Origin of the sequence: Mycobacterium sp. (assembly GCF_051006775.1) — a bacterium.
In the GTDB taxonomy this organism is placed as follows: Bacteria; Actinomycetota; Actinomycetes; order Mycobacteriales; family Mycobacteriaceae; genus Mycobacterium.
Map to the genome: position 1 here is coordinate 1 of NZ_JBPCSX010000066.1, position 12152 is coordinate 12152.

At 68.2% G+C, this 12152-nt stretch carries 12 protein-coding genes, 1 tRNA gene and 1 pseudogene; 10 read left to right on the forward strand and 4 right to left on the reverse strand.

The window, feature by feature from the left end; genetic code table 11:
- The 5 genes and pseudogenes from ACR2JI_RS05225 to ACR2JI_RS05245 form a co-directional block, all read left to right on the forward strand.
- Positions 1-653 (forward strand): annotated as a pseudogene (locus ACR2JI_RS05225) (CBS domain-containing protein); the annotation flags it as partial.
- On the forward strand, positions 646-1548 hold the full coding sequence (era, locus tag ACR2JI_RS05230) for a GTPase Era (RefSeq protein WP_526388739.1): 903 nt from the start codon (positions 646-648) through the stop codon (positions 1546-1548). The pseudogene ACR2JI_RS05225 and the gene era, both read left to right, overlap by 8 nt.
- A 50-nt stretch (positions 1549-1598) precedes the next feature.
- Positions 1599-2420, forward strand: a complete 822-nt coding sequence (gene recO / locus ACR2JI_RS05235) for a DNA repair protein RecO (protein WP_526388741.1) — start codon at positions 1599-1601, stop codon at positions 2418-2420.
- Positions 2380-3294, forward strand: coding sequence for a decaprenyl diphosphate synthase (locus ACR2JI_RS05240; RefSeq protein ID WP_526388743.1), 915 nt, complete (start codon positions 2380-2382; stop codon positions 3292-3294). The genes recO and ACR2JI_RS05240 overlap by 41 nt, the downstream gene beginning before the upstream one ends.
- 32 nt (positions 3295-3326) lie before the next feature.
- Entirely contained in the window at positions 3327-3671 is a 345-nt protein-coding gene (locus tag ACR2JI_RS05245) for a hypothetical protein (RefSeq protein ID WP_526388759.1), read from the forward strand.
- On the opposite strand, the gene ACR2JI_RS05250 is transcribed toward ACR2JI_RS05245, so the two are convergent.
- Complete coding sequence (locus ACR2JI_RS05250) at positions 3668-4078, reverse strand: Fur family transcriptional regulator (protein ID WP_526388745.1); 411 nt, start codon at positions 4076-4078, stop codon at positions 3668-3670. The genes ACR2JI_RS05245 and ACR2JI_RS05250 overlap by 4 nt on opposite strands.
- The gene (locus tag ACR2JI_RS05255) at positions 4075-4395 is read right to left on the reverse strand and encodes an ArsR/SmtB family transcription factor (protein WP_526388747.1); all 321 of its coding nucleotides are present in this window, start codon (positions 4393-4395) and stop codon (positions 4075-4077) included. Before ACR2JI_RS05255 ends, ACR2JI_RS05250 begins: the two co-directional genes overlap by 4 nt.
- Positions 4396-4498: 103 nt before the next feature.
- Between ACR2JI_RS05255 and ACR2JI_RS05260 the strand changes: the two genes are divergently transcribed.
- Positions 4499-5884: a glycine--tRNA ligase gene (locus tag ACR2JI_RS05260; RefSeq protein WP_526388749.1), complete on the forward strand. Its 1386-nt coding sequence runs from the start codon at positions 4499-4501 to the stop codon at positions 5882-5884.
- 6 nt (positions 5885-5890) lie between these two features.
- On the opposite strand, the gene ACR2JI_RS05265 is transcribed toward ACR2JI_RS05260, so the two are convergent.
- Complete coding sequence (locus ACR2JI_RS05265; RefSeq protein WP_526388751.1) at positions 5891-7912, reverse strand: TPM domain-containing protein; 2022 nt, start codon at positions 7910-7912, stop codon at positions 5891-5893.
- A gap of 97 nt (positions 7913-8009) precedes the next feature.
- On the opposite strand from ACR2JI_RS05265, the gene ACR2JI_RS05270 reads away from it, so the two are divergent.
- Genes ACR2JI_RS05270 through ACR2JI_RS05280 form a run of 3 tightly spaced genes read left to right on the forward strand, consistent with a single transcriptional unit; the run spans position 8010 to position 11571 of the window.
- Entirely contained in the window at positions 8010-9296 is a 1287-nt protein-coding gene (locus ACR2JI_RS05270) for a deoxyguanosinetriphosphate triphosphohydrolase (RefSeq protein ID WP_526388753.1), read from the forward strand.
- 13 nt (positions 9297-9309) lie between these two features.
- The gene (gene dnaG, locus ACR2JI_RS05275; RefSeq protein ID WP_526388761.1) at positions 9310-11235 is read left to right on the forward strand and encodes a DNA primase; all 1926 of its coding nucleotides are present in this window, start codon (positions 9310-9312) and stop codon (positions 11233-11235) included.
- Between the two features lie 51 nt (positions 11236-11286).
- Positions 11287-11571, forward strand: coding sequence for a DUF7155 family protein (locus ACR2JI_RS05280; protein ID WP_526388755.1), 285 nt, complete (start codon positions 11287-11289; stop codon positions 11569-11571).
- A 5-nt stretch (positions 11572-11576) separates the two neighbouring features.
- Here ACR2JI_RS05280 and ACR2JI_RS05285 read toward each other — a convergent pair whose 3' ends face one another.
- Positions 11577-11834 carry a hypothetical protein gene (locus tag ACR2JI_RS05285; RefSeq protein ID WP_526388757.1) on the reverse strand — a complete coding sequence of 86 codons (258 nt, stop codon included), beginning with the start codon at positions 11832-11834 and terminating at the stop codon, positions 11577-11579.
- A gap of 96 nt (positions 11835-11930) precedes the next feature.
- On the opposite strand from ACR2JI_RS05285, the gene ACR2JI_RS05290 reads away from it, so the two are divergent.
- Positions 11931-12003, forward strand: a tRNA-Asn gene (locus tag ACR2JI_RS05290).
- Positions 12004-12152: the final 149 nt, after the last annotated feature.

Genomic DNA, 12152 nt, shown 5'->3' on the forward strand with positions numbered 1-12152 from the left:
GCGGTAAGAGCGCTTCGCAGGCCACCTCACTGGCGATCCGCAGTGGGCACTCCCGGATGCCGGTCATCGGTGAGGACGTCGACGACATCCTCGGGGTGATCTATCTCAAAGATCTGGTTCGGCGAACCTATTACTCGGCCAGTGCGGCCCGCGATATCACCGTTGCCGAGGTGATGCGTCCCGCAGTGTTCATCCCGGACTCCAAGCCGCTCGACGCGCTACTGCGCGAGATGCAGCGCGACCGCATCCACATCGCCCTACTGGTCGACGAGTACGGTGCCACGGCCGGCCTGGTGACGATCGAGGATGTGCTCGAGGAGATCGTCGGTGAGATCGCCGACGAGTACGACGTCGACGAGGTCGCCCCGGTGGAGGACCTCGGTGCTGAGCGGTACCGGGTCTCGGCGCGAGTCCCGGTGTGGGACGTCGGCGATCTGTACGGAGTCGAATTCGCCGACGATCTCGACGTCGAGACCATCGGCGGGCTTGTCGCTCTGGAACTGGGCAGGGTGCCGCTGCCCGGCGCCGAGGTCGAGTCACATGGACTGCGGCTGCGTGCCTAAGGCGGCCGGGACCATCGCGGCCGGATGCGCATCAGCACCGTCCTGGTCAGCCGGGTGCCCGCCGACGGCGAAGTGCCCGGCGATGAATGAGTTCCGGTCCGGTTTCGTATGTCTGATCGGCCGGCCCAACACCGGTAAGTCGACGCTGACCAACGCCCTGGTCGGTGAGAAGGTGGCGATCACCTCCAGCCGCCCGCAGACCACCCGGCACACCATCCGCGGCATCGTGCACCGCGAAGACTTCCAGATCGTCCTCGTCGACACCCCGGGACTGCACCGCCCGCGCACCCTGCTCGGTAAGCGGCTCAACGACCTGGTGCGCGACACCTACTCCGATGTCGACGTGATCGTGCTGTGCATCCCCGTCGACGAGGCCATCGGACCCGGGGACCGCTGGATCTATGAACAGATCCGCGAGGTGGCGCCCAGGACGACCCTGGTGGTCGCCGTCACCAAAATCGACAAGGTGCCCACCGGCCGGGTGGCCGCCCAGTTGATGGCGGTCAACGAACTGGTCGCCGAGCATGCGGCGGCGATCGTTCCGGTGTCGGCCACCACCGGTGAGCAGGTGGAGCTGCTCATCGGCGTGCTCGTGGACCAACTCAAACCCGGCCCGGCGTTCTATCCCGACGGTGAGCTGACCGACGAGCCCGAAGAGACGCTGATGGCGGAGTTCATTCGCGAGGCTGCCCTGGAGGGCGTGCGCGACGAGATGCCGCACTCGCTGGCCGTGGTGATCGACGAGGTCAGCCCGCGCGAGGGCCGGGATGACCTGATCGACGTGCGCGCCATCCTCTACGTCGAGCGGGACAGCCAGAAGGGCATCGTGATCGGCAAGGGCGGCGCCCGGCTGAAGAAGGTCGGCAGTAACGCGCGGCGCCAGATCGAGCGGCTGCTGGGCACGAAGGTGTACCTGGAATTGCGGGTGAAGGTGGCCAAGAACTGGCAGCAGGACCCCAAGCTGCTCGGCCGGCTGGGGTTCTAGTGCGAGTGTCAGTCCCGGAGGTTGTCCTCTCGCGGTGACAGACTGACCGGATGCGGCTGTATCGGGATCGGGCGGTTGTGCTGCGCCAGCACAAGCTCGGCGAGGCCGACCGCATCGTCACTCTGCTCACCCGCGAGCACGGTCTGGTCCGTGCCGTCGCCAAGGGTGTGCGCCGCACCCGCAGTAAGTTCGGTTCCCGGCTGGAGCCGTTCGCCCATATCGACGTTCAGCTGCACCCGGGCCGCAACCTCGACATCGTCACCCAGGTGGTGTCCATCGACGCCTTCGCCACCGACATCGTCAGTGATTACGGCCGCTACACCTGTGCCTGCGCCATTCTGGAGACCGCCGAACGGCTGGCGGGGGAGGAACGGGCCCCGGCGCCGGCGCTGCATCGGCTCACCGTCGGCGCGCTGCGCGCCGTGGCCGACGGCGCCCGCTCCCGCGGGTTGGTGCTCGACGCCTTCCTGCTGCGTGCCATGGGCATTGCCGGCTGGGCGCCCGCGCTGACCGAGTGCGCACGGTGTGCGGCTCCCGGTCCGCATCGGGCCTTCCACATCGGCGCCGGCGGCAGTGTGTGCATGCACTGTCGCCCGTCCGGGTCGGTCACCCCGCCCCAGGCCGTCCTGGATCTGATGGCCGCGCTCTACGAGGGCGACTGGCCGGTCGCCGAATCCTCCACGGCCCCGCACCGCAGCCATGCCAGCGGTCTGGTGGCCGCCCACCTGCAGTGGCACCTGGAGCGCCAGCTCAGGACATTGCCGTTGGTCGAGCGAATCCACTCCCAGCCCGCTAGCCACGAAGCGGAGATGGTCAGGCAGGATGTGGCCCATGGTGAGGGACCAGGTGACCAGCTCCTGGCGCAGGGCTGAGCGCAGGCGCCGGGAGCAGACCGCACAGCTCCCGGCCGCGCCCGCCGACTACCCGGTATTTCCCGACACCTCGACCTGGCCGGTGCTGTTCCCCGCGCTGCCGCCGGCGCCCGACGGCGGCCCGCGCCGGCCACCCCAGCACCCGTCCAAGGCTGTCGCCCCGGTGATCCCGGCCGACCAGCTGCCCCAGCACGTCGCCGTTGTGATGGACGGCAACGGCCGGTGGGCCACCCAGCGCGGGCTGAGTCGCACCGAGGGTCACAAGATGGGTGAGGCGGTGCTCATCGACATCACCTGCGGCGCCATCGAGATCGGTATCAAACACCTCAGCGTCTACGCGTTCTCCACGGAGAACTGGAACCGAAGTGCCGATGAGGTTCGGTTCCTGATGGGGTTCAACCGCGAGGTGGTCCGCCGCCGCAGGGAGAACCTGGACATCATGGGCGTGAACATGCGCTGGGTGGGATCCCGTGCCCGGATGTGGCGCAGCGTGATCAAAGAGTTCGAGATCGCCGAGGACATGACCAAAGAGAACAACGTCATCACGGTGAACTACTGCGTCAACTACGGCGGCCGGGCCGAGATCGCCGACGCCGCACGGCAAATCGCGCGCGATGCGGCGGCCGGCCGGATCGATCCGGAGCGGGTCAACGAGCGGATGATCTCCGATCACCTGCAACGGCCCGACATCCCGGATGTCGATCTGTTCATCCGCACCTCGGGGGAGCAGCGGGCCAGCAATTTCATGCTCTGGCAGGCCGCCTACGCCGAGTACGTGTTTCAGGACAAGCTCTGGCCGGACTATGACCGGCGCGACCTCTGGGCGGCCTGCGAGGAATACGTCCACCGCAACCGGCGGTTCGGTCGGGCTTAGCGGTGAGCCTTGCTGACATTCTCGGACAGGTGATGTCCGTCGAAGTCACCGATGACGGCGCACTCACCGTGCGCCACGACGGCACACTGGCCTCGTTGCGCACCGTGACGATCGCCGACGGGTTGGAGATGGTCTCGCTGACCCAGGCGATCGCCTGGGACCTGCGGGCGGACGCGGCACTGCGCAAGCGGGTTGCGGCGCAGGCGCGCAAGACTCTGCTGGGCACCGTCGCCCTCGTCGAGCATCCGGGCAAACTCGCCGATGTAGTGCTGCGCTACAACTTTCCGGTCGGCGGTCTCAGCGACTCGGCGTTGCAGACCCTGATCCTGATGACCCTCGACGCCGGAACACAGGTGCGTGCCGCGCTGACTGCCTAGCGCGATCGGCAGTCCGCGCAGGTCCCGAACAGTTCGATGGTGTGGTTGACGTCGGAAAACCCATGTGCGGCAGCAACTTCGGCCGCCCACGCCTCGATATCGCGACCGCTGACCTCGACCGCTGAGCCACAGGTCCGACAGACCAGGTGATGGTGGTGGTGCGGCGCATCGCAGCGCCGGTACATCGACTCGCCGGTGTCGGTGCGCACCGCGTCGACCAGATCGGCGGCCGCCAATGTCTGCAGCGTGCGGTAGACGGTGGTCAGTCCGATGTTCTCCCCGCGGCTGCGCAGTTCGTCGTGCAGGTCCTGGGCCGACCGGAAGCCGTCGACCTCGTCGAGCAGTGCGACGATGGCGGCCCGCTGCCGGGTGGAGCGCACCGCCCCGGCGGTGTTGCGGGCGGTCACCGGCGGCTCTCCCCGGCATGGCTGACCGCGGCAACCACGATCTCGGCCAGGTGGGCGTCGACCAGTCGGTAGAGCACCTCGCGCCCGGAACGTTCGCCGGCCACCACGCCGGCCGCCTTGAGGACCCGCAGATGCTGGCTCACCAGCGGCTGGGGCAGGTGCAGGGCTTCGACGAGTTCGTGAACGCAGTGCTGGGACTCCCGCAGGTGCAGCACGATCGCGATGCGCACCGGCGCGGCCAGCGCACGCAGGATGTCCCCGGCGTGGTGCAGGTCATCGCGGTCGAGGTCGGACGTGCTATTGGAAATCATTTCCATTAACTCGGCACTGTTCCATGCACGATGACGCATGTCAAAGGCGCGGTCGGGGAGGTCGCTACGCTGTGGGCTGGTTTCCTCGAGTGAATGGGGTGCAGCAAACGTGGCGTCCGTGATCGATTCCGTCGTCAACCTGGCCAAGCGCCGGGGTCTGGTCTACCCGTGCGGCGAGATCTATGGCGGGACACGGTCCGCCTGGGATTACGGCCCGCTGGGCGTGGAACTCAAGGAGAACATCAAGCGGCAGTGGTGGCGCTCGGTGGTCACCGGGCGCGACGACGTCGTCGGCCTGGACTCGTCGATCATTCTGCCGCGCGAGGTGTGGGTGGCCTCCGGGCACGTCGAGGTCTTCAACGATCCGCTCGTCGAGTGCCTCAGCTGCCACAAGCGTCACCGCCAGGACCATATGCAGGAGGCGCACGCCGAGAAGAAGGGAATCGCCGACCCGGAATCGGTCGCGATGACCGAGATCGTCTGCCCGGACTGCGGTACCAAGGGGCAGTGGACCGAGCCGCGCGAGTTCAACATGATGCTCAAGACCTACCTCGGTCCGATCGAGAGCGACGAGGGCCTGCACTACCTGCGTCCCGAGACCGCCCAGGGCATCTTCGTCAACTTCGCCAACGTGGTCACCAGCTCGCGTAAGAAGCCGCCGTTCGGTATCGGCCAGATCGGCAAGAGCTTCCGCAACGAGATCACCCCGGGCAACTTCATCTTCCGCACCCGTGAGTTCGAGCAGATGGAGATGGAGTTCTTCGTCGAGCCCGAGACCGCCAAGGAATGGCACCAGTACTGGATCGACACCCGCCTGCAGTGGTACGTCGACCTCGGTATCGAGCGCGACAATCTCCGGCTCTACGAGCATCCCAAGGAGAAGCTGTCGCACTATTCCGACGGCACCACCGATATCGAGTACAAGTTCGGCTTCCAGGGCAACCCGTGGGGTGAACTCGAGGGCATCGCCAACCGGACCAACTTCGACCTGTCCACCCATTCGAAGCACTCCGGTGTCGATCTGTCCTACTACGACCAGGCCGCCGACACCCGGTATGTCCCGTACGTCATCGAACCCGCAGCGGGACTTACCCGTTCGTTCATGGCCTTCCTGGTCGACGCCTACGCCGAAGACGAGGCGCCCAATGCCAAGGGCGGTGTCGACAAGCGCACCGTGCTCCGCCTGGACCCGCGGCTGGCGCCGGTGAAGGCCGCGGTGTTGCCGCTGTCGCGCAACGCGGATCTGAGCCCGAAGGCCCGGGATCTGGCGGCCGAGCTGCGCAAGTACTGGAACATCGAGTTCGACGACGCCGGCGCGATCGGACGCCGCTACCGCCGCCAGGATGAGATCGGCACGCCGTTCTGCGTGACGGTGGACTTCGACACCCTCGAGGACAACGCCGTCACCATCCGCGAGCGTGATGCGATGACCCAGGAGCGGGTCGGATTGGACAGTGTCGTCAGCTACCTGGCAACGCGGTTGCCCGGGGTCTGAGCCCCGCTAGAAGCGCCCGCCGCCGCCGAACAGGTCGCCGCCGCCACCGCCCTGTGAGCCGCCATAGGTGGTCGACGTCCAGCCACCGCCACCGCCGCGGTAGCCGCCTCCGCCGCCGAAACCTCCGGTGAGGATATTGCCCAGGATGATGCCGCCGACCATGGCGCCCATATCGGACTGGCCGCCGCGATAGCGCGCCTGGTACTGCCGCTGTCCGGCCTGCACATCATCATTGGCCAACTGCTGGGCCTGGGCGGCCAGCAGTGAGGCCCCGTTGGCCCGCTTGATCGCCTCGTCGATATCGGTCTTGCTGGTGGCCTGGGCCGCCTCCAGTTGGCGCACCGCCTCGTTGAGCCGGGTGCGGGCCTCGGGGCCGACACTGCCGCGCCGGGTGTCGATGTAGTCCGACACCGAACGGACCCGGGACTCGGCGGTGAACAGCGCCTGCTCGTAGGACTTGGTCAGGCGCTCGGCGGCGTCGCGTTCCTCGGCCACGCCTGCCAGTAGCCGGTCGAGGTCGGCGTCGGCCTGGGTCAGCTGGGTGAAGGCACCCAGCGGGTCGGCCGCGCCGGTGCTCTGTGCGGCGGTGACTGCCTTGACCGCCCCGTCGCGGGCGGCCGACAGTTCGGTCGCCTTCGCCAAACCACCCTGGGCCAGCTGCGTGCCGGCTTCGTTGATGCCCTTCTGAATGTCGGAGATCGCCGAGGGCAGTGTGGAGACCGCCTTGCGGATATCGCTGGCGGCGCTGTCGACGGCGTCGAGCATGGTGGTGGCCTGCTGCAGAGAGGATTCCGCGCCGCGGATGTTGTCGACCAACTCGCCCACCTCGCCGGCGACCGGTTTGGCGGCCAGCTCGCGACCCCGGGAGATTGCCTTGTCGGCGAACTCGATCCGCTCCCGGGCGGCGTTGACGTTGCGGGCCACCGAGGTCAGCGCCGACTCGGCGAACTCGCCCTTGAGTGCGGTGAGCGTCTGCTCGCACGGTTGCACCCGGGCGGTGACGGTGACCAACTGCTGGGTGAGCGCGTCGAGGCGCTCCGGGGCGTTGATCACCAGATCGCGCATCTGGTGGAATGACTCGGTCTGGGTGTCCAGTTCCCTGTTGGCCTTGGCCGCCGACACCACCACCCGGGTCAGCAGATCACGGCGCTCGGGCAGCGGTTCGGGGACGCTGTCATCGAGCTTCTGGCGCACCGCGAACGCCTGCTTGAGGGTTTCACGGGCGTTGTCCACCGCCGCCGCGAAGGTTGCGGTCGCAGCCTCGCCGAACTCTTCGACTGCCAGCACCAGTTCGTTAGCGCTGGTGCGAATGGCGTTGTCCACCTTGACCACAATGCTGCGGGAGAGTTCGTCGAGGGCGTCGATGGGTACCGACGCCAGCGCGGACGAGTCGGTGGGGTCGACGTTCTTCGCGGCGGCCACATCAGCCTCGTGGCGCTTCGCGCGACGCCGGCGACTCCACATCATCAGCCCGCCGATCACCAGCAGGCCGATGCCGGCCATGATCAGCAGCCCCACCACCGGGATGCCGCCGCCGGAACGGGAACCGGACGCCGAAGAGCCCAGGGCGCCCAGGCCGGTGGCGGCGGCGGTGGCCGCGCCCACCCAGTCGTTGTTCTTCAGCGCCGGCTCGATGCGGTCGCGGCGGATGTTGTCCACCTTGGTGGAACTTCCGCCGGCCGCGGCCGGCGGCACCAGGAACGCATAGGACCGCTGTCCGGTCGCCACCGCCAGGATGGCGTCATCGTTGCTCAGGTCACTGACGGTCCGGGTCTGCTGCGACCAGCCCACCGCGCCCTGCGGACTGAAGGAGTCGACGAAGACCACCCAGAGCCGGACACGGCGCTGGCTGTAGAGCTGGTCGACGGCCTTCTGCACCTCGGCGCGCTGGCGGTCGTTGAGCACACCGGAGTTGTCGGTGACCTGATCGGGCAGCCGGAACGGCGGTTCCGCCGTCGCGGACGGGGCCAGCAGAGTGAAGGCCACCAGGATCGCGGCGAGCAGGCTGAACAGACGGGCGAGGCGCATGAGGGCCAATGTAGTAGCCCGGCCCGGCACAACAGGTGCGTGCCAGCAAAACTTCCGGCCCCCAGGCCCCGGCCCGGTGCTGGCAGACTGTGTCCCGGTGACTCCGAACAGCGACAACGATCAGCGCGCCCGTTACGACTCAGCCGACCGCGAACGTCAGGTGGCTGAGCCGGCGAAGGTGGCCGGGCTGCCGGGGTACGACGCCGCCCACCGCACGGACTTCTCCCGCGACCGCGCGCGCGTGCTGCACAGCGCGGCGCTGCGCAGGCTGGCCGACAAGACGCAGGTGGTGGGTCCGCGGGAGAGTGAGAACCCGCGCACCCGGCTGACCCACTCGCTGGAGGTGGCGCAGATCGGCCGGGGTATGGCCGGCCCACTGGGCTGCGATCCCGACCTGGTGGACATGGCCGGGCTGGCGCATGACATCGGCCACCCGCCGTACGGGCACAACGGCGAGCGCGCGCTCGACGAGTTCGCCGCCGGCTGCGGCGGATTCGAGGGCAACGCGCAGAACTTCCGGATCCTGACCCGGCTGGAGCCCAAAGTCCTTGATGCCCAGGGCAATAGCGTCGGGCTGAACATGACCCGCGCCGGACTGGATGCGGTCACCAAGTACCCGTGGCCGCGCCCGCCGGGCGGCGGCAAGTTCGGCTTCTATGCCGACGACCTGGCATTGGCGCAGTGGATGCGGTCCGGCGCCCCCGACCGCCGTCCCTGCCTGGAATCGCAGGTGATGGACTGGGCCGACGATGTCGCCTATTCGGTGCATGACGTCGAGGACGGGGTGATCTCGGGTCGGATCGATCTGCGGGTGCTCGCCGATGCGGACGCCGTGGCGCTGGCCCGGCTGGGCGCCTCGGTGTACGGCTCGGGCATCGAACCGGCCGAACTGGAGGCCGCCGCGTACCGATTGTCGGAGTTGCCGGTGGTTGCCGCGGTCGGCAGGTACGACGGAACCCTGAGCGCGTCGGTGGCGCTCAAGGGGCTCACCAGTGAGCTCGTCGGCCGGTTCGCCTCGGCGGCCATCGGCGAGACGCGCCGGGTGGCCGGTCCCCAGCCGCTGGCCCGCTACCAGGCCGACCTGCACGTACCCGCAACCTTCCGGGCCGAGGTCGCCATCCTCAAGACGCTGGCGCTGCAGTTCATCATGAGCGACCCCCGGCACCTGGAGTTGCAGTTGCGCCAGCGGGAGCGGATCCACCGGGTGGCGGGGGCGCTGTTGGCCGGAGCCCCCGGGACCCTGGATCCCATCTTCGTTCCCGCTTTTGCCGCCGCCGCCGACGACGTCGCCCGGACCCGGGTGATCGTCGACCAGATCGCCTCCTATACCGAGGGTCGGCTGGAACGCGTCGACGCCGCTGACCTACCGCGGTCCTACACTTAGCCCCGTGACCGTTGTGGGTGGCGGCGGCAGCCGAAAGGGCCGCATCCCCGACCGCGACATCTCCGCAATCCGGGAACAGGTGCGCATCGAGGACGTGGTCGGCGACTACGTGCAGTTGCGCCGGGCCGGGGCGGATTCGATGAAGGGCATCTGCCCGTTCCACGACGAGAAGTCTCCGTCCTTCCACGTCCGGCCCAACCACGGACACTTCCACTGTTTCGGCTGCGGTGAGGGAGGGGACGTCTACGCCTTCCTACAGAAGATCGAGCACGTCAGTTTCGTGGAGGCTGTCGAACTGCTGGCCGACCGGATCGGCTACGCCGTCACCTACACCGGCGGCGGTAACACATTGCAGCGTGACCGCGGCAGCCGCAGCCGGCTGGTCGCCGCCAATGCCGCTGCGCAGGAGTTCTATTGCGGCGCACTGGAATCCGAGGAAGCCGCACCCGCCCGCACCTACCTCACCGAACGTAACTTCGATGCCGCCGCGGCCAGGCAGTTCGGCTGCGGCTACGCCCCGTCGGGGTGGGACTCGCTGACCAAGCACCTGATCCGCAAGGGTTTCGAGTTCAAGGAGCTCGAGGCGGCCGGCTTGTCCCGGGAGGGCCGTCGCGGGCCGATGGACCGCTTCCACCGTCGGCTGCTGTGGCCGATCCGCAGTGCCAGTGGTGAGACCGTCGGGTTCGGGGCGCGGCGGATCTTCGACGACGACCCGATGGAAGCCAAGTACGTCAACACCCCCGAGACCGTGCTCTACAAGAAATCGGCGGTGCTGTTCGGCATCGACCTGGCCAAGCGCGACATCGCCAAGGGACATCAGGCTGTCGTCGTCGAGGGCTACACCGATGTGATGGCGATGCACCTGGCCGGTGTCACCACCGCGGTCGCCTCCTGCGGTACCGCCTTCGGTGACGAGCACCTGTCCATGCTTCGGCGGCTGATGATGGACGACAAGTTCTTCCGCGGCGAATTGATCTACGTCTTCGACGGCGACGCCGCCGGACAGGCCGCGGCACTGAAAGCCTTTGCCGGAGAACAGAACCTGGCCGGCCAGAGCTTCGTCGCGGTGGCCGCCGACGGAATGGACCCCTGCGATCTCAGGCTGAAATCCGGTGACGGTGCGCTGCGCGACCTGGTGGCCCGGCGCACCCCGCTGTTCGAATTCGCGATTCGCACCGCGCTGACCGACCACGACATGGACAGCGCCGAGGGACGGGTCGCCGCGCTGCGGCGGTGTGTGCCGATGGTCGCCCAGATCAAGGACCCCACCCTGCGCGACGAGTACGCCCGCCAGCTGGCCGGCTGGGTCGGCTGGGATGACGTCGCCCAGGTGCTCAGCAGGGTCCGTCAGGAGGCCCGCGGCGGTAGACCCGCTACCCGGGATTCCGTCCGCGGCCCCGACCGGGGTTCGACCGCGCCGCGCCCCGCCCCGACCGTCGGCCGCCCCGACCCGCGCGATCCCACCCTGTGGCCCCAGCGCGAAGCCCTCAAGGCCGCGCTGCAGTACCCCGCGCTGGCCGGTCCGGTGTTCGACTCCCTGACGGTGGAGAGCTTCACCCATCCCGGCTATGCGGCGCTGCGGTCGGCCATCGAGGCCGCCGGCGGCACCTCGAGCGGGCTGACCCGAACCGGATGGATCGACGCCGTCCGCGAGCAGGCCGGCACCCCGGCCGTCGAAGGGCTGATCACCGAACTGGGTGTGGAGACCATCAACGTCTCCGATGAGGAGCGGCTGCCCCGCTACGTCGCCGGTGTGCTGGCCCGGTTACAGGAGGTCTGGGTGGGCCGCCAGGTCGCCGAGGTCAAGTCCAAACTGCAGCGGATGTCGCCGGTGGAGCAGTCCGACGAGTACCACGCCCTGTTCGGCGACCTGGTCGCGCTGGAGGCCTACCGGCGCAGCCTGTTGGAGCAGGCCAGCGGCGACGACCTGACGGCATAGCCGAATCCGGCTATGGTTAACGGATCAGCCGTGCTCAGCGAAAGGCCAGGTATGACGATCGCGAAGACCCTGCGCCTGGGCGTGGCCGGTGCGCTGGCCGTGGCGGCGATCGTCTCTGCACCCCTGGCCGCCGCACCCCTTGCCTCAGCGGACGGGCAGTGCCTGGCCTGGTTCGGCTCCCGGGGCGAGGGGCAGTGCATGGGCTACTCCAACGGCACCCCGACCTACATCGGCACGCCCAATATGGGCGTCTGGGGTCCGGGCTACGGCGGGGTGGGTGTCATCACCGGCCCGCTGATGCCGGGAACGACGATCAACCAGGGCTTAAGCCCCTAAAGCCCCTAAAGCCCCTGAGCCCGGGGCTTCTCCGGTTTGATCACCGTTGTCTGGACGTCGATCTCGACCTCGGTCAACTCCACCAGTTGCGGATCCGGTGAGACCCGCTCGGCGATCTTGCGACGTCCGGCATCGAGCATCGACTTGGTCGCCGGATTGCTGGTGACAGCCCGATAGGTGTTGAGGATCTGCTCGTAGCGCTGCCGGCCGGCCTTCGTGCCCAGCACATATCCGGTTGCCATCACGGCCAGGTACCCGATCACGTCCACCATCCTGCCTGACGGGCGGCTTTGGCATCGCCACCCCCCGGTAGGCTAAAGTCTCAACCCGGCCCGCCCACAGCGTGCGCGGGCCGGCGGTCCCCTGTAGCTCAACTGGCAGAGCTTGCGACTGTTAATCGCACGGTTGATGGTTCGAGTCCATCCGGGGGAGCAAAAACTGCTAGGGCAGCCTGAGCCGGCCTCAGCCCGGTCGGTGCGACACAATCAACGCATGGCTGATCTGGACGGCGCTTCGCCGAAGACCGGTAGCACGTTGCCGCACGAGCACTACACCCATGCCGATGTCACCGGCGGCTGGTT